Source organism: Escherichia sp. KTE31 (assembly GCF_000407925.1).
Lineage (GTDB): Bacteria > Pseudomonadota > Gammaproteobacteria > Enterobacterales > Enterobacteriaceae > Escherichia > Escherichia ruysiae.
On the sequence record NZ_KE136722.1, the window covers coordinates 1,180,556 to 1,201,408 of the forward strand.

At 60.1% G+C, this 20,853-nt stretch carries 1 protein-coding gene; it reads left to right on the forward strand.

Going from position 1 to position 20,853, the window contains the following annotated elements; all coding sequences use genetic code 11:
* Window positions 1-73 precede the first annotated feature (73 nt).
* Window positions 74-20,851: a BapA-related adhesin SiiEA gene (gene siiEA / locus WES_RS15340; RefSeq protein WP_016159175.1), complete on the forward strand. Its 20,778-nt coding sequence runs from the start codon at window positions 74-76 to the stop codon at window positions 20,849-20,851.
* The last annotated feature ends 2 nt before the right edge of the window (window positions 20,852-20,853 follow it).

A 20,853-nucleotide genomic window follows, 5' to 3' on the forward strand; every position in this document is an offset into this window, starting at 1 on the left:
TGAGTTATTACCTTTGTCTTATTTAGATAAATGGACTCGCTAAGGATGTGCGCCATTTATCAGGAATGCCATTATGAGCCTGATTATTGATGTTATTTCGCGTAAAACATCCGTCAAACAAACGCTGATTAATCCTGGCGACGTTACGGTTGTTATTTATGAGCCCTCTGTGGTGCAGGTTCATGCTCAGGCATCTGCCGTTGCGCGTTACGTTCGCGAAGGAAATGACCTGCTGATCTATATGCAGGATGGCACGGTTATCCGTTGCAACGGCTATTTCCTGCAAGCGACAAATACCAGTGAACAATCTGAACTGGTCTTTACCGATGGACAACAGCTAACCCACGTAACCTTTGCCGATGCCGCAGCGGGGGGGTTAGCCCCCGTAGAACTGACCGCCCAGACCACCGCTATTGAAAGTATTGCACCATTTCTTGATACCGTTGCTCAGACCAGCACCTTCCCGTGGGGATGGTTAGCGGGGGCAGCGGTAGGTGGCGGTGCGCTTGGCGCTTTACTGGCAAGCGGTGGTGATGACGATTCAAAAACTGAAGTGGTTAACAACCCTCCGCCACCCGCCGAGCCAGGCAATGCAACCCCATCATTTTTAGTCACCGATAATCAGGGCGATCAGCGCGGCATTCTCGCCACCAATGACATCACAGATGACACCACGCCAACCTTTAGCGGTAGCGGGCAGGCGGGGGCGACCATCCAGATCAATGACAGCAACGGCAACACCATCGCCAGTACCCAGGTAGACAGCAACGGGCACTGGAGCGTCTCTTTACCCACGCAAAGCGCAGGTGAACATACCTGGTCAGTGGTGCAAATTGTCGGCAGCACCATCACTGACGCTGGTTCGATAACGTTAACCATCGACGACAGCCAGGCCAGCGTGCAGGTCGCCACCACCGCAGGCGATAACATTATTAACGCCAGCGAACAGGCCGCCGGATTTACGCTTTCAGGCACGACGAGCAACTTGCCGCAGGGAACAGAACTCAGCGTCACGCTAAACGGCAAAACCTACACGACCAGCGTAGGTGCTAACGGCGCGTGGAGCGTGCAGGTGCCGACCGCTGACGCCCAGGCGTTAGGCGAAGGGAATCAGGCAGTGCTGGTCAGCGGGAAAGATGCCACGGGCAATACGGTCACCGGCGCGCAGCTGTTAACCGTCGATACCCAGCCGCCGACGCTTGCTATCAACACCATCGCCCAGGACAACATTGTCAGCGCCGCAGAACATAACGCCGTGCTGGTACTGAGCGGTACTTCGAATGCTGAAGCCGGGCAAATCGTTACACTGACAGTAAACGGTAAAAGCCATACAGCAACCGTCGGTAGCGACGGCACATGGCAGGTGGCGCTGCCTGCCGCAGAAGTGCAGGCGCTGGCAGATGGTAACTACGCCGTAAATGCCAGCGTCAGCGACCGGGCAGGAAATACCACCAGCAACAGCGCGAATTTCGCGGTAGATACCAGCGCGCCGACGATCAACGTCAACACCGTGGCGGGCGACGATATTCTTAATAATGCCGAACAGGCCGTTGCGCAGATCATCTCCGGAAACGTCAGCGGTGCTTCTCCTGGCGATACGGTGACTGTGAAATTGGGCGCTCATGTCCTGACGGGCGTCGTGCTGGCAGACGGTAGCTGGAATGTGGCGCTGGACCCGGCGGTAACCCGCACGCTGGATCGCGGAGCCAATACGATTTTCGTCACCGTGACAGATGCCGCCGGAAATACTGGCACGGCATCACGTGCAATCACGCTGGTGGGTGTTTCTCCGTTGATCACCATTAACACGGTTTCCGGCGATGACATTATCAGTGGTGCAGAAAAAAATGCGCCACTGACCCTCACCGGCAGCACTCAACAAGCTGAGCCAGGACAAACGGTTACAGTAACCCTCGCCGGACAGAGTTTTACCACTACTGTGCAGGTCGATGGCTCCTGGAGTCTGACAGTACCCGCTGCCGATATGGGTAATCTGCCTGACGGTGCGGTGGCAATTACTGCATCTGTGACGGATCTCAGCGGTAATACCGGGAACACCTCCCGCACCATTACCGTCGACAGCCAGGCGCCGGCCTTAAGCATCGACTCGCTGACCGCCGACAACATCATCAACGCCGCCGAAAGCGGGCAGGATTTGCTCATCACTGGCACTACCGACGCCCAGCCAGGGCAGACGGTTACCGTCACGCTGAATGGACAGACCTATCAGGGCATAGTGCAGTCAGATGGCACCTGGAGCGTGACCGTTCCCGCCGCCAACGTTGACGCGCTGGCTGACGGCAACGCCACGGTCACCGCCAGCGTGAACGATGTCGCCGGTAACCCGACCAGCGTCTCACGCGTGGCGCTGGTCGATGCCACGCCGCCGGTGGTGACCATTAATCCGGTGGCAAGCGATAACGTCATCAATACGCCGGAACACACCCAGGCGCAAATCATCAGCGGCACGGTTACCGGCGCGCAGGCTGGCGATATCGTCACCGTGACCCTCAATAATGTGGATTACACCACGGTGGTGGATGCTTCTGGCAACTGGAGTCTGGGCGTTCCGGCTTCCGTCGTCAGCGGACTGGTGGACGGCAGTTATCCGATCAACGTTTCAGTCACTGACCGCGCCGGAAACAGCGGCAGCCAGTCACTCACTGTCACGGTCAACACCGCCGCGCCGGTCATCGGTATTAACACCATTGCTGGCGATGATGTGATTAACGCCAGCGAAAAAGGAGCCGATGTCCAGATTACCGGCACCAGCGATCAACCTGCTAATACCGCCATCACCGTGACGCTGAACGGGCAAAATTATGCGGCGACGACCGACGCCTCCGGCAACTGGAGCGTCACGGTTCCGGCATCGGCGGTAACCGCATTAGGCCAGGCCAACTACACGGTAACGGCAGCGGTGACCAGTAGTATCGGCAACAGCGCCACCGCCAGCCATAACGTGCTGGTCGATAGCGCACTGCCCGGCGTGACCATCAATCCGGTGGCAACCGACGATATTATTAACGCCGCCGAAGCGGGCGCAGCGCAAACCATCAGCGGACAGGTGACTGGCGCAGCCGTTGGCGACACGGTAACTATTACGTTGGGCGGCAATACCTATACGACTACCGTCCAGGCTGGTTTAAGCTGGAGTGTGAGCGTTCCGGCAGCAGATATTCAGGCGCTGGGTAATGGTGATTTAACGGTTAATGCCTCGGTCACCAATCAAAACGGCAACATTGGCAGCGGCTCGCGTGATATCACCATCGACGCCAATCTGCCTGGCCTGCGGGTCGATACGGTAGCGGGTGATGATGTGGTCAATATCATCGAGCACGGGCAGGCACTGGTGGTCACCGGCAGCAGCTCGGGGCTGGCTGAAGGCACGCCGCTTACCGTCACGATTAATAACGTCGAATACACTACAGCGGTGCAGGCCGATGGTAGCTGGAGCGTGGGCGTTACAGCGGCGCAGGTTAGCGCCTGGCCTGCGGGGACGGTGACGGTTGCCGTGTCCGGGGAAAGTAGCGCCGGAAATCCGGTGAGCATCACCCATCCCGTTACGGTCGATCTCACTCCGGCAGCGATCACCATCAACACCATCGCCACGGACGACGTGATTAACGCCGCAGAAAAAGGCACCGATTTAACCCTTTCCGGCACCACCACTAACGTAGAAGCCGGACAAACGGTCACCGTCACTTTTGGCGGTAAAAATTACACAGCCACGGTTGCAGGCGATGGTAGCTGGACAACCACTGTACCCGCTGCCGATTTAGCGTCATTAACCGATGGTAGCGCCACCGCGCAGGCCAGCGTCAGCAACGTCAACGGCAATAGCGCCTCGGCGGTGCATAACTACAGTGTTGATAGCAGCGCGCCGACCATCATTATCAATACTGTTGCCAGCGACAATATCGTCAACGCCAGTGAAGCCGATGCGGGCGTGACGGTGGGCGGCAGCACCACCGCCGAAGCGGGGCAGATTGTTACTATAACGCTCAATAGCCCGACCGTGCAGACGTATCAGGCAACGGTACAGGCCGACGGCAGCTGGAGCATCAATATTCCGGCGGCAGATCTTGCCGCTCTGACCGATGGCAGCCATACCCTGACGGCGACGGTCAATGACAAAGCGGGCAACCCGGCGAGCACCACGCATAATCTGGAGGTGGATCTCACTGTTCCGGTGCTGACCATCAACACCATTGCGGGCGATGACATTATTAACGCCACCGAGCACGGGCAGGCGCTGGTGATCTCCGGTTCCAGCACCGGCGGGGACGCGGGGGATGTCGTTACCGTCACGCTAAACAGTAAAACCTATACCACGACGCTGGATGCCTCCGGCAACTGGAGCGTCGGCGTTCCGGCAGCGGACGTCACCGCGCTGGGCAGCGGTTCACAAACCGTAACGGCGAGCGTTACCGATGCGGCGGGCAATAGCGATATTGAGACGCACACGGTCACCGTCAACCTTACCGCGCCAACCATTGGCATTAACACCATCGCTACCGATGACATAATTAACGCCACGGAAAAAGGCTCGGATCTGCAAATTACCGGCACCAGTAATCAGCCAGCAGGCACCACAATTACGGTGACGCTGAACGGGCAAAATTACACCGCGACGACGGACGCCGCAGGCAACTGGAGCACCACGGTGCCCGCTTCCGCAGTAGGTGCGCTGGGCGAAGCCAGCTACGTGGTGACAGCGAACGTCACCGACAGCGCGGGCAACAGCAATTCCGCCAGCCATAACGTACAGGTGAATACCGCGCTACCTGGCGTCACTATTAATCCGGTGGCGTCCGACGATATTATTAACGCCGCCGAATCGGGCGTAGCGCAGACCATCAGCGGGCAAGTGACGGGCGCGGCGGCGGGCGATACCGTCACCGTGACGCTTGGCGGGAAAACGTATACCGCCACCGTACAGGGCAATTTAAGCTGGAGCGTGGACGTTCCGGCGACGGATATTCAGGCCATCGGTAATGGCTCTCTCACGGTTAACGCCTCGGTGACCAACGGCGTTGGCAACACCGGCAGCGGCACGCGTGAGATCGCGATAGACGCTAATCTTCCGGGGCTGCGCGTCGATACCGTGGCGGGTGATGATGTGGTCAACAGCATCGAGCACGCTCAGGCGCTGGTGATAACCGGTAGCAGCAGCGGGCTGGCGGCGGGCGCGGCGCTGACGGTGGTGATTAACACGGTCACTTACGCTGCGACCGTATTAGCCGATGGCACATGGAGCGTTGGTGTTCCGGCGGCAGATGTGGGCAACTGGCCTGCGGGTACGGTGAATATTACGGTTTCAGGTGCTACTAGCGCAGGAAACCCGGTCACTATCACTCATCCGGTCACCGTCGATCTGGCAGCGGTGGCGATTTCCATTAACACCGTTTCTGGTGATGATGTGATTAACGCCGCCGAAAAAGGGGGAGAGTTAACCCTTTCCGGCAGCACCTCCGGCGTGGAAGCGGGGCAAACGGTCACCGTCACCTTTGGCGGGAAAAGCTATACCGCCGCCGTAGCGGGCGATGGTAGCTGGACAACCACCGTACCTGCCGCCGATCTTGCTACATTACGCGACGGCGACGCCACCGCGCAGGCCAGCGTCAGCACTATTAACGGCAACACGGCTTCGGCAACCCACGCCTATAGCGTCGATGCCACGGCCCCGACACTTGCCATTAACACCATCGCCACCGACGATATTCTGAACGCCGCCGAGGCGGGCAATCCGTTAACCATCAGCGGCAGCAGTAACGCCGAAGCGGGTCAGACGGTAACCGTCACGCTTAATGGCGTGACTTACAGTGGCACCGTTCAGGCGGACGGTAGCTGGAGCGTCAGCGTGCCGACGGCAGATCTCAGCAATCTGACCGCCAGCCAGTACACCGTCAGCGCCTCAGTCAACGATAAAGCGGGTAACCCGGCGTCCACTACTCACGGGCTGGCGGTGGATCTCACCGTGCCGGTGCTGACCATTAACACCGTCTCGGGCGATGACATTATTAACGCCGCCGAACACGGACAGGCGCTGGTGATCTCCGGTTCCAGCACTGGCGGCGAAGCGGGCGATGTCATCACCGTCACGCTAAACAGTAAAACCTACACCACCTCGCTGGATGCTTCCGGCAACTGGAGCGTCGGCGTTCCGGCGGCAGATGTCACTGTGATTGGCAGCGGCGCACAAACCATCACCGCGACCATTACCGATGCGGCAGGCAACAGCGACGACGCCAGCCGCACGGTTACTGTGAATCTCACCTCGCCGACAATTGGCATCAACACCATTGCTACGGATGACGTGATTAACGCCACGGAAAAAGGCGTGGATCTGCAAATTACCGGTACCAGTAATCAGCCCGCAGGCACCACGATAACGGTGACGCTGAACGGGCAAAATTACACCGCCACTACCGATAGCAACGGCAACTGGAGTGCCACGGTGCCAGCCTCGGCGGTTAGCGCGCTGGGTGAAGCCAACTACACGGTAACCGCAAATGTCACCGACACGGCAGGCAACAGCAATTCCGCCAGCCATAATGTGCTGGTCAACAGCGCCTTACCTGCTGTCACCATTAACGCGGTGGCGACCGACGATATTATTAACGCTGCTGAATCCGGCAACGCGCAAACCATCAGCGGGCAGGTCACGGGCGCAGCGGCGGAGGATACCGTCACCATCACGCTTGGCGGGAAAACCTACACCGCTACCGTACAGGCCAATTTAAGCTGGAGCGTGGACGTTCCGGCGGCGGATATTCAGGCTATCGGCAACGGTTCTCTCACCGTACACGCCTCGGTGACCAACGTCGTAGGCAATACCGGCAGCGGTTCGCGAGACATCACTATCGACGCTAATCTACCTGGCCTGCGGGTTGATACCGTGGCGGGCGATGACGTCATAAACAGCATTGAGCACAATCAGGCGCTGGTGATCACCGGTAGCAGCACCGGGCTGACGGCGGGGACGGCGTTAACGGTCGTGATTAACAGCGTCACCTATGGCGCAACGGTGTTAGCTGATGGCACATGGAATCTCGGTGTTCCGGCGGCAGACGTCAGTAACTGGCCTGCGGGTACGGTCAATATTACGGTAAGCGGCACCAACAGTGCCGGAACAACCTCCACCATTACCCATCCAGTCACCGTCGATCTGGCGGCGGTCGCCATCACCATTAACACCCTTTCCGGCGATGATGTGATCAACGCCGTCGAAAAAGGTGAAACGCTGGTCGTAAGCGGCAGCACCAGCGGTGTGGAAGCCGGGCAGACGGTGACCGTGACCTTTGGCGGCAAAAATTACACCGCTACCGTGGAAGCCAACGGCAGTTGGACGGTGAATGTGCCGCCTGCCGATCTCGCTGCGCTGCCGGACGGCGCGGGCAATGTGCAGGCGAGCGTCAGCAACTTTAACGGCAACAGCGCCCAGGCGGATCGCGTGTACAGCGTCGATGCCACCGCGCCGCTTGTGACCATCAACACCATCGCCAGCGACGATATCCTTAACGTGAGCGAAGCGGGCGCGGGGATCACCATCAGCGGCACCACCACGGCGCAGGCCGGGCAGACGCTGACCGTCACGCTCAATAACAACACTTACCAGACCACCGTCCAGGCCGATGGCGCCTGGAGCGTGAACGTTCCGGCAACGGATTTAAGCGGATTAACCGCCAGCACTTATACCGTGACTGCGACCGTGAGCGACAAAGCGGGTAACCCGGCCAGCGTCGACCATGCGCTGGCGGTGGACGTTACCGCGCCGGATCTCACCATTAACACCGTCGCGGGCGATGACATTATCAACGCTATCGAACACGGGCAGGCGCTGGTGGTGAGCGGAACCAGTACGGGCGCGGTGGCGGGCGATGTGGTAACTGTCACGCTCAACGGTAAAAACTACACCACCACGCTGGACGCCTCCGGTAACTGGAGCGTGGGTATTCCGGCGGCGGATGTCACGGCGCTGGCGACCGGCAGCCAGACCATCACCGCCAGCCTGATCGATCGCGCGGGCAACAGCGACAGCACGACTCACGATGTGACCGTTGATCTCAGCGGCCCGACGTTGACCATCAATACCGTTTCCGGCGATGACATCATTAATAATGTGGAGAAAACTCAGGATCTGACCATCAGCGGCGGCTCCAGCGGTCTGGCGACCGGCACCACGGTCACGGTGATGTTGAACGGCCTGGCGTACAGCGCCACCACCGACGGTTCCGGCAACTGGAGCATTACCGTGCCTGCTTCGGCGGTCGGCGCATTGGGCGAGGCGGTTTATTCGATTAGCGCCAGCGCCACCGACAGCGCGGGCAACAGCGGTAGTACCACCCATACGGTGAATGTCGAATCACTCCTGCCAGGGGTGATCATTAATACCGTGGCGGGCGATGACATTATCAACGCCGCTGAAATCGCCGTTAACCAGACCATTAGCGGTCAGGTAACGGGAACGGCGCAGGCGGGGAATACGGTGCTTGTCACTATTGGTGGCAATCAATACACCGCCACCGTGCAGTCAGATTTAAGCTGGAGCGTCAGCGTGCCTGCGAACGTTTTGCAGGCGCTGGGTAACGGTGAACTGACCATCAGCGCCTCGGTGACCAATTCCGCAAATAATACGGGCACCGCAACGCACGATATCGTGATAGACGCCAACCTGCCTGGTCTGCGCGTCGATACCGTGGCAGGCGATGATGTGGTCAATATTATCGAACACGGTCAGGCACTGGTGGTAACCGGCAGCAGTACCGGGCTTGCGGTGGGAACGCCACTGACAGTGGAAATCAACAGCGTCACCTACGGCGCAACGGTCCTCGCCGATGGCACCTGGAGCGTCGGCGTTCCGGCGACGGATGTGGGGAACTGGCCTGCGGGGACGGTCGATATTACGGTTACAGGCACCAACACCGCCGGAACGACAACCAGCATTAGCCATCCGGTTACGGTCGATCTCGCTACTGTGGCGATCACCATCAACACTCTTTCTACTGACGATGTGATTAACGCCGCCGAAAAAGGCAGCGATTTACAGCTCTCCGGCACCACCTCCGGCGTGGAAGCGGGGCAGACCATTACCGTCATATTTGGCGGCAAAAGCTACACCACCACGGTGGCAACGGGCGGGAGCTGGGGGCTGACGGTTCCGGCGGCGGATCTCACGGCTTTACCGGACGGCGCAGCAAACGTACAAGCCAGCGTCAGCAACGTAGCTGGCAACATCGCCCAGGCGGCTCATGCTTACAGCGTTGATGCCACCGCGCCTTCCGTTACTATCAACACCATCGCCACGGACGATATTCTTAACGCCGCTGAAGCCGGAACGGCGCTAACCCTCAGCGGCACCAGCACGGCAGAAGCCGGGCAGACGGTGACCGTGACGCTAAACGGCGTCAATTACAGCGGCAACGTGCAGGCAGACGGGAGCTGGAGCGTCAGCGTACCGACTGGCGATTTAGCCAATCTCACCGCCAGCCCGTATACCGTCAGCGCAGCGGTCAGCGACAAAGCCGGAAATCCGGCCTCGGTAACGCATAATCTGGCGGTGGACCTTGCCGCTCCGGTCGTCACTATCAACACGGTGGCGGGCGATAACATCATCAACGCCACTGAACACGGACAGGCGCAGATTATCAGCGGCTCGGCAACGGGCGCGACGACGGGTAATACGGTTTCCGTTACCATTGGCACGACCACCTATACCACCGTACTTGACGCCAACGGCAACTGGAGCATCGGCGTGACTGCCGGCGTGATTTCCGCACTGGCGCAGGGCGATGTGACCATTACCGCTACGGTCACCGACTCCGCCGGCAACAGCGGCACAGCCTCGCACACCGTCAGCGTGGCGCTCGGCGCGCCGGTGCTCGGTATCAACACCATCGCCGTCGACGACATTATCAACGCCACGGAGAAAGGCGCGGTTCTGGCAATTTCCGGCACCAGCAACCAGCCTGCGGGCACGCAGATTACCGTTACGCTCAACGGGCAAAATTACACCACCATAGCCGATGCCTCTGGTAACTGGAGCGTGACCGTTCCGGCGTCCGCTGTGAGCGCGCTCGGTGAAGCCACTTACACGGTGACCGCCGCCGCTACTGACTCCGCTGGCAACAGCGGTTCCGCCAGCCATAACGTGCAGGTTAATACCGCGCTGCCGGGCGTCACCATTAACGTTGTGGCGACGGACGATATTATTAACGCTGCCGAAGCCGGGGCAGCTCAAACTATCAGCGGTCAGGTTACAGGCGCGGCGGCAGGCGACACGGTAACCGTAACGCTGGGTGGCGAGACTTACACGGCGACAGTGCAGGCCAATTTAAGCTGGAGTATTAATGTTCCGGCAGCCGCGCTACAGGCGTTGGGTAACGGCGAGCTAACGATTTCTGCGTCAGTCACAAACAGCGTGGGCAATACTGGCAGCGGTACGCGCGAAATCGTGATTGACGCTAATCTCCCTGGTCTTCGGGTCGATACCGTCGCGGGCGATGATGTGGTGAATATTATCGAGCACGGGCAGGCACTGGTGGTAACCGGCAGCAGTTCTGGTCTGGCAGCGGGTGCCGTACTTACGGTTTCGATTAATAGCCAGAACTATAGCGCAACGGTTTTAGCCGATGGCTCATGGAGCGTCGGCATTCCGGCGGTGGATGTCAGCGCCTGGCCTGCGGGGATGGTCACCATTACGGTAAACGGCATCAGCAGTGCCGGAAATCCGGTCAGTGTCACGCATCCGGTCACCGTCGATCTCACGGCGATCGCTATCAGCATTAACACCATTACCGCCGATGATGTGATCAACGCCGCCGAAAAAGGCGCGGCGTTAACGCTTTCCGGCAGCACTTCTGGTGTCGAAACCGGGCAAACAGTCACTGTGACCTTTGGCGGTAAAAACTACACTGCAAGCGTCGCGGCAGATGGTTCCTGGAGCACCACGGTTCCGGCGGCGGATATGGCAGCTCTGCGTGATGGCGACGCCAGCGCGCAGGCCAGCGTCAGCAACGTTAACGGCAACAGCGCCACCACCACCCACGTTTACAGCGTCGATGCCAGCGCGCCAACGGTGACCATCAACACTATTGCGGGCGACGACATTCTTAACGCCACCGAAGCCGGTACGGCGCTGACCATCACCGGCAGCAGCACGGCGGAAGCCGGGCAAACGGTGACCGTCACGCTCAATGGCGCAAACTATACCGGCACGGTACAAACGGACGGGAGCTGGAGCGTCAGCGTGCCGCCAGCCGACTTAAGCGCCCTGACCGCCAGTAACTACACCGTCAGCGCGGCGGTGAGCGACAAAGCCGGAAACCCGGCCTCGGTTAATCACAACCTGACGCTGGATACTTCCGTTCCGGTGGTCACCATCAACACTGTCGCGGGCGATGATGTGATCAACGCAGCGGAACACGCCCAGGCGCAGATTATCAGCGGTTCCGCCACTGGCGCGGCAACCGGTAGTACCGTCACGGTGACTATTGGCACAAACACCTTCACCACCGTGCTGGATGCCAGCGGTAACTGGAGCATCGGCGTACCGGCAAGCGTTGTCTCGGCGCTGGCGAACGGCACGGTGACCATCAACGCCAGCGTGACCGATGCCGGAGGCAACAGCGGCAGCGCCACGCATCAGGTGACGGTCAATACCGGGCTGCCGACCATTACCTTTAACGCCATCAGCGGCGATAACGTGCTGAATGCCGATGAAAAAGGTCAGCCGTTGACCATTAGCGGTAGCAGTACGGAGCTGGCGACAGGCGCACAGGTTACCGTCACGCTCAACGGTCATAACTACATCGCCACCACCGACGCGGCGGGCAACTGGACCTTAACCGTGCCGGTGAGCGATCTGGCGGCCTTAGGTCAGGCCAACTATACCGTCAGCGCCAGCGCCACCAGTACGGTGGGTAACACCGCCAGCAGCCAGGCGAATTTACTGGTCGACAGCGGTCTGCCGGGCGTCACCATCAACACGGTTGCGGGCGACGATATTATCAACGCGGCTGAAGCGGGCGCCGATCAAACCATCAGCGGACAGGTTACCCGCGCCGCCGCAGGCGATACGGTCACTGTGACGCTGGGCGGCAATACTTACACAGCGCAAGTTCAGCCCGATTTAAGCTGGAGCGTCAGCGTTCCGGCAGACGATCTCCAGGCGCTGGGCAATGGCGATTTGACCATTAACGCCTCGGTTACCAACGCGAATGGCAATACGGGTAGCGGCACGCGGGATATCACCATTGATGCCAATCTGCCAGGGCTGCGGGTGGATACCGTGGCGGGCGATGATATCGTCAACAGCATTGAACATGGTCAGGCGCTGGTAATCATCGGCGGCAGTAGCGGCCTGAATGCAGGCGTGCCGTTGACGATCACGATTAACGGTACGGCTTATTCCGCCACGGTACAGGCGGACGGGAGCTGGAGCGTCGGTATTCCGGCAGCAAACGTCAGCGCCTGGCCTGCGGGGCCGTTAACTGTTGACGTGACAGGCGAGAGCAGCGCCGGAAACCCGGTCAGCGTCAGCCATCCGTTCACCGTCGATTTAACGGCGGTGGCAATCAGCATCAACACCGTTGCCAGCGACGACGTAATTAATGCCGCCGAAAAAGGCACCGATCTGACCCTTTCCGGCAGCACCAGCGGGATTGAAAGCGGGCAAACCGTTACCGTCACCTTTGGCGGCAAAACCTACACCGCAAGCGTCGCCGCCAACGGGAGCTGGAGCGTAACGGTTCCGGCAGCAGATCTGGCAACTCTGTCAGACGGCGCGGCGAACGTGCAGGCCAGTATCAGTAGTGCGAGCGGCAATAATGCGTCGGCAACCCATGCGTATAGCGTCGATGCCAGCGCGCCGACGCTCACCATAAACACCATCGCCAGCGATGACATTCTTAACGCCGCAGAGGCCGGGAGCCCGCTCACCATCAGCGGCACCAGCACCGCCGAAACCGGGCAGACGGTGAGCGTCACCCTTAACGGCGTAACCTACACCGGTAATGTACAGGCGGACGGTAGCTGGAGCGTTAGCGTCCCTGCGTCATCACTCGGCGCGCTGACCGCAAGCAATTACACCGTCAGCGCCACGGTCAACGACAAAGCGGGCAACCCCGGCAGCGCCAGCCATAATCTGGCGATAGACACCACCGCGCCGGTTCTCACCATTAACACCGTGGCGGGCGATGACATCATCAACGACGCCGAACATGCGCAGGCGCTGGTGATCTCCGGCACCAGCACGGGCGGGGAAGCGGGTGATGTGGTGAGCGTTGTGCTCAACGGCAAAACCTACACCACCACGCTGGATGCCTCCGGTAACTGGAGTGTCGGCGTACCGGCGGCGGATGTTACGGCTCTCGGTAGCGGTGCACAGACCATCACCGCCAGCGTCAGCGATCGGGCGGGTAATAGCGACGACGCCGGCCGCACCGTGACGGTAAGCCTCACCGCACCAGCGATCGGCATTAACACCATCGCGGGCGATGACGTGATCAACGCGACGGAAAAAGGATCGAATCTGGCGCTTTCCGGCACCAGCGATCAGCCTGCGGGCACGGCGATCACCGTCACCCTGAACGGACAAAACTACAGCGCCACCACCGACGCTTCCGGTAACTGGAGCGTCACCGTTCCTGCCTCAGCGGTCAGTGCGCTGGGCGAAGCCACCTACAGCGTGACGGCGAGCGTCACCAACGCTCAGGGCAACAGCACCACCACCAGCCATAACGTACAGGTCAACACCGCGCTGCCGGGTGTGACCATAAATCCGGTGGCGACGGACGACATTATCAATGCCGCCGAAGCAGGCAGCGCGCAAACCATCAGCGGTCAGGTGACCGGCGCGGCGGCGGGCAGCTCCGTCACCGTTGAACTGGGCGGTAAAACTTACAGCGCCACCGTCCAGCCAGATTTAAGCTGGAACGTGAGCGTACCAGCCGCCGACTGGCAGGCGCTGGGTAACGGTGAGTTAACCGTTAACGCCTCGGTGACCAACGGCGTTGGCAACACCGGCAGCGGCACGCGCGATATCACCATCGACGCCAGTCTGCCTGGTCTGCGGGTCGATACCGTCGCAGGCGATGATGTGGTCAATATCATCGAACACGCTCAGGCGCAGGTGATCACCGGCAGCAGCTCCGGCTTTGCGGCAGGCACGGCGCTGACGGTGGTGATTAATAACCAAACTTACGCTGCAACGGTGCTGGCGAATGGCAACTGGAGCGTCGGCGTTCCGGCGGCAGATGTCAGTAACTGGCCTGCGGGAACGCTGAATATTACCGTTAGCGGGGCGAACAGTGCCGGAACGCAAACCAGCATTACCCATCCGGTGACCGTTGATCTCACCGCCGTCGCCGTCAGTATTAACGCTATTACCGCTGATGATGTGATTAACGCCGCCGAAAAAGGTGCGGCGTTAACGCTCTCCGGCAGCACCTCCGGCGTCGAAGCGGGGCAAACCGTCACCGTGACCTTTGGCGGCAAAACCTACAGAGCCACGGTGGCGGCTAACGGTGACTGGAGCACCACCGTTCCGGCTGCGGATATGGCGACGTTACGTGATGGCGATGCCAGCGCCCAGGTGCGGGTAACTAACGTCAACGGCAACAGCGCCACGGCAACGCATGAATACAGCGTCGATAGCGCCGCGCCAACGGTGACCATCAACACCATTGCCAGCGATAACATCATCAATGCCAGCGAAGCGGCAGCGGGCGTAACGGTGTCCGGCACCAGCACGGCGGAAACCGGGCAGACGCTCACCATCACGCTTAACGGCACTACCTACCAGACCACGGTGCAGGTAGACGGCAGCTGGAGTTTAACACTGCCCGCCAGCGACTTAACCGCACTTGCCAATAACGGCTACACCCTGACCGCCACGGTCAGCGACTTGGCGGGTAACTCCGGCAGCGCCAGCAAAGGCGTAACCGTCGATACCACCGCGCCGGTGATCAGCTTTAACACCGTGGCGGGCGATGACGTAATTAACAACGTTGAACACACTCAGGCGCAGATTATCAGCGGCACCGCCACGGGCGCGGTGGCAGGTGACCGCCTGGTGGTGACTATCGCCGGGCAGCAGTATGTCACCAGCACTGATGCCAGCGGCAACTGGAGCGTCGGCGTGCCTGCCAGTGTGATTTCCGGCCTTGCGGACGGTACGGTGACCATCAGCGCCACCATCACCGATAGCGCAGGCAACAGCAGCACGCAGACGCATAACGTGCAGGTGAACACGGCGGCAGTGTCGCTCTCGGTCAGCACCATCAGCGGCGATAACCTTATTAACGCCGCCGAAGCAGGCAGCGCGCTGACCCTGAGCGGCACCGGCACCAATTTTGCGACAGGCACAGTGGTGACCGTGTTGCTTAACGGTAAAGGTTACAGCGCCACCATTCAAAGCAACGGGAACTGGAGCGTAAATGTGCCAGCGGCAGATGTTGCGGCACTTGCTGATGGCACCAGCTATACGGTTAGCGCCTCCGCCCAGGACAGTGCCGGAAACAGCGCCACGGCCTCGCGCAGCGTGGCGGTAGATCTCACCGCGCCGGTTATCAGCATTAACACCGTTTCGACGGACGACCGACTCAACGCCGCCGAACAACAGCAGCCGTTAACCCTTAACGGCTCGACCAGCGCGGAAGTCGGGCAGACGGTCACCGTGACCTTTGGCGGCAAAACCTATACCGCCACGGTTGCCGCCAATGGCACCTGGGCGCTGAACGTACCTGCGGCGGATCTGGCAACGCTCGGGCAGGGCGCGCAGACCATCACCGCCAGCGTGAACGATCGCGCGGGCAACCCCGGTCAAACCACGCACACCCTGACCGTTGACACCGCTGCGCCGACGGTGACCATCGCCACGGTAGCGGGCGACGATATTATCAACAACGACGAGCAGCTTGCCGGGCAGACCATCAGCGGCACCACCACCGCCGAAGTGGGACAGACGGTAACCGTCACCTTTAACGGGCAAACCTGGACCGCAACGGTCGGCAGCGGCGGAAGCTGGTCGGTGTTTATTCCGGCGCAGCAGTTTGCCGGATTAAGCGACGGCAGCTACACCATCAGCGCAACGGTCGCCGATCAGGCCGGAAATACGGGCAGCGCCAGCCGTGGCGTGACGCTGAACGGCGACGTCCCTACCGTCACCATCAACACCTTCGCGGGCGATGATGTGGTGAATGCGGCGGAACACGGCTCGTCGCTGGTGATCAGCGGCACCACCACCGCGCCGGTCGGGCAGACGCTGACCCTGACTTTAAACGGCAAAACCTACACCACCACCGTGCAGACGGGCGGTAGCTGGAGCTACACCCTCGGTAGCGCCGATGTCACCGCGCTGGCAGACGGCAATGCCTACGTGATTAACGCCTCGGTGAGCAACTCTATCGGCAATACCGGCAGCAGCAATCACACCATTACCGTCGATCTCAGCGCCCCGGCGATGGGGATTAATATCGATTCCCTGCAAGCCGACACCGGCCTTAGCGCCAGCGACTTTATCACCAGCGTCAGCCCGGTAGTGGTCAATGGCTCGCTCACCGCCGCGCTTGCCAGTAACGAGACGGCGCAAATCAGTATCGACGGCGGCGCAACCTGGAGCACGCTCACCGTGACCGGCACGACCTGGCGCTATAACGACAGCCGCACGCTGACTGATGGCAATTATCTCTATCAGGTGCGGGTGATTGATGCGGCGGGCAACGTCGGCGCGACTGACAGCCAGAATGTGGTGATCGACACCATCGCGCCAGATCCAGCGGTGAAAACCATCGCCATCAGCGCGATCACCACCGATACGGGCTTGATCACTAACGATTTTGTCACCAGCGACACGACGCTTGCGGTAAGCGGCACGCTGGGCGCGACGCTTTCTGCCGGTGAGCTCGCGCAAATCAGCATCGACGGCGGTACAACCTGGCAGAATCTTTCCGTAAGCGGTTTGACCTGGACGTACCTTGACGGGCGCACGCTGACTGACGGCAACTACAACTATCAGGTGCGGGTTATCGACACCGCCGGAAATATCGGCGCGACCGCCAGCCAGATTGTCACCGTTGACACCAGCGCGCCGCTGGCGAGCAAAACCATCGCCATTGCGGGCATTAGCGATGACACCGGTTTAAGCAGCAGCGATTTTGTTACCCGTGACACGACGCTGACCGTGCGCGGGACGCTCGGCGCGACGCTTGCCGCCGATGAACGGGCGCAAATCAGCCTCGATGGCGGCGTTACCTGGACCACGTTAACCGTTATCGGCACCAACTGGAGCTATGCCGATGGTCGCACGCTGACCGACGGCACCTGGAACTACACGGTGCGGGTAGTGGATCTGGCGGGGAACGTCGGGCAGACCGCGACGCAAAACGTGGTGGTCGATACCACCAGTCCCGAAGCGGCGAAAAGCATCACCATTATCGGTATCAGCGATGACACCGGCGCCAGCAGCAGCGACTTTATTACCAGCGATACCACGCTTACCGTTCGCGGCGTGCTGGGCGCGGCGCTCGGTGCTAACGAGTTCGCGCAAATCAGTACCGACAACGGCGCAACCTGGGTGAATGTGACGCTGGCGGCTGACGGCCTGAACTGGACATACGCGGATGGGCGCACGTTGACTAACGGCACGACCACCTGGCAGGTGCGAGTGGTCGATCTGGCAGGCAACGTCGGCGCAACGGGCAGCCAGACGGCGCAAATCGACACCGTTAACCCGGCGCAGGTGTTGACCATCGCCAGCATCAGCACCGACACGGGGAGTTCAGCCACCGATTTTATCACCAGCGATACCACGCTCACACTGACCGGTTCGCTGGGGGCGGGGCTTGCCAGCGGCGAAGTGGCGCAGATTAGCCTCGACGGCGGCGCGACCTGGACTACGCTCACCACTAACGGCACGCAATGGACTTACACCGACAGCCGCACGCTGACCGACGGTAGCTATGTTTATCAGGTGCGGGTACTGGATCTGGCGGGAAATACCGGTCCGGTGGTATCGAAAACGGTGGTGGTCGATACGATTAACCCCACCGCCACGCCAACCATTGTGTCGTATACCGATGATGTCGGGCAGCGACAGGGGACGTTAAGCAGTTCGCAGGCTACCGACGACACCACGCCGCTGCTGAACGGTGTGCTCTCCGGCCCGCTGGCCAGCGGCGAAGTGGTTTACCTCTACCGCAACGGCCTGCTGTTAGGCGCGGTGACGATGGTCGGCGCACTGAACTGGACCTACAGTGACAGCGGGCTGGTCAGCGGTGCCTATACCTACAGTGCGCGAGTAGTGGATCTGGCGGGGAATATCACCTCCTCCAGCGATTTTATCCTGACAGTCGATACCTCTATTCCGACCACGCTTGCGCAAATCACCAGCCAGACCACCCGCGACACTACGCCGATTATCAGCGGCGTGATCACTGCCGCGCTTGCCAGCGGGCAGTATGTTGAAGTGGTGATCAACGGTAAAACCTACACCTCGCAGCCGGGCGGCGCGGTGGTGGTCGATCCGGCGCACAACACCTGGTATGTGCAACTGCCGGATACCGATGTGCTGGCGGCGTCCGCTACCGCCTATAACGTCACCGCGCAGGTGAAAAGCTCGGCGGGCAACGGCAACACCGCCAACGTCAGCAACGGCACGGTGACGGTCAACGCGGCGATTGATTACACGCCAGCCTGGACGACCGCCAATAAAACAACGGCCTGGGGGCTGACCTACGGCCTCGACAACCACGGGATGTGGACGGTGCTGGCGAACCAGCAAATTATGCAATCTACCGACCCGCTCACCTGGTCGAAAACCGCACTGACGCTGGTGCAAAGCGGTAACAACTACGCCACCAGTTCCATTGCCGATTACGATCGTAACGGCACGGGCGATTTGTTTATCACTCGTGATGACTACGGTACGGGGTATATCAACGGCTTTACCAATAACGGCGACGGCACCTTTTCCAGTGCGATTCAGGTGAACGTCGGCACCCTGACGTGGTACGGCTCGATTGTGGCGTTTGATAAAGAGGGCGACGGCTATCTCGATTTCTGGATTGGCGACGCCGGGGGGCCAGACTCCAACACCTTCCTGTTGAATAACGCGGGCACCCTGGTAGGCAACTCTACCGTTGCCAACAACGGCGGGAGCGCCACGGTCGGCGGGGCGGTGACGGGGTATCTTTCGCTCAACGAAGGTTCCGGCGTCGATCTTAATAATGACGGCAGGATCGACCTGGTTCAGCACACTTTCAACCTGAATAACTTCTACACACTTTCGTCGCTTATCAGCCAGGGCAACGGCACGTTTGTCTGGGGACAGAACACCATCAACACCTTCCTCAGCACGGCGGGTAGCGGCGGTAACTCGACGTCTGTCTCCATGACGTGGGCGGATTTCGATGGTGACGGCGATATGGATCTCTTCCTGCCCGCCAGCCAGGGAAGAGCTAACTACGGCTCGCTGTTATTCAATACCAACGGCGTGTTAGGGAATCCGGTGGCGGTGGGGGCAACGGCGACGACCTACGCCAGCCAGTTTAGCCTGGCGGTAGACTGGAACCATGACGGCCTGATGGATATCGCCCGTATTGCCCAGACCGGACAATCCTACCTTTACACCAACGTTGGTGGAGCCTGCAACTGGACGCAGTCGGTACTCGGCGGCAGCCAGAGCGGCACCACCAGCGGCGTGGCGGCAATGGACTACGACTGGGACGGCGCGGTGGATGTGCTGGTGACCAAACAGTCGGGCAGCGTGTTCCTGATCCGCAACACCAACACGGTGAGCTACGGCACTTCGCTACACCTGCGCATCACCGATCCCAACGGCATTAACGTCTATTACGGCAATACCGTAAAACTGTACAACTCGGCAGGTGTGCTGGTCGCCACGCAAATCATCAACCCGCAGTCGGGGATGGGGGTTAACGACACCTCGGCGCTGGTCAATTTCTACGGGCTGAATGCCGGAGAAACCTATAACGCGGTGCTGATTAAATCCACCGGTGCCACCGCCAGCAATATTGACCAGACGGTAAACACCACCTGGGGCGGTTTACAGGCCACCGATGCTACCCACGCTTACGATCTCAGCGCAGAAGCAGGCACCGCGAGCAACAACGGTAAGTTCGTTGGCACCGGTTATAACGACACCTTCTTCGCCACCGCAGGCACCGACACTTACGACGGCTCCGGCGGCTGGGTGTACAGCTCCGGCACCGGAACCTGGCTGGCGAATGGCGGCATGGACGTGGTTGATTTCCGCCTCTCAACGGTAGGCGTGACCGCTAACTTAAGCAGCACCGCCGCCCAGGCCACTGGCTTTAACACCTCGACATTTACCAATATCGAGGGGATTTCCGGCTCTAACTTTAACGATACCCTGACCGGCAGCACGGGCGATAACCAACTGGAAGGGCGCGGCGGTAACGACACGCTCAACATCGGCAACGGCGGGCACGACACCTTGCTCTATAAACTGCTCAACGCCAGCGACGCCACCGGCGGCAACGGCTCGGACGTGGTGAATGGCTTTACGGTAGGGACATGGGAAGGCACCGCCGACACCGATCGCATTGATATTCGTGAACTGTTACAGGGCAGCGGCTACACCGGCAACGGCAAAGCCAGCTACGTCAACGGCGTGGCGACGCTGGATGCGCAGGCCGGAAACATCGGTGATTTTGTCAAAGTTACCCAGAGCGGCAGCGACACCATCGTGCAGATCGATCGCGACGGCACAGGTGGCGGCTTTGCGACAGCTAACGTGGTCACGCTGACGGGCGTGCATACCGACCTCGCCACCTTACTGGCGAATCATCAGTTGATGGTGGTGTAGAT

Excerpts from the sequence above, each read along its gene's own strand:
- siiEA (WP_016159175.1), top strand. The coding sequence starts at position 74 with ATGAGCCTGATTATTGATGTTATTTCGCGTAAAACATCCGTCAAACAA.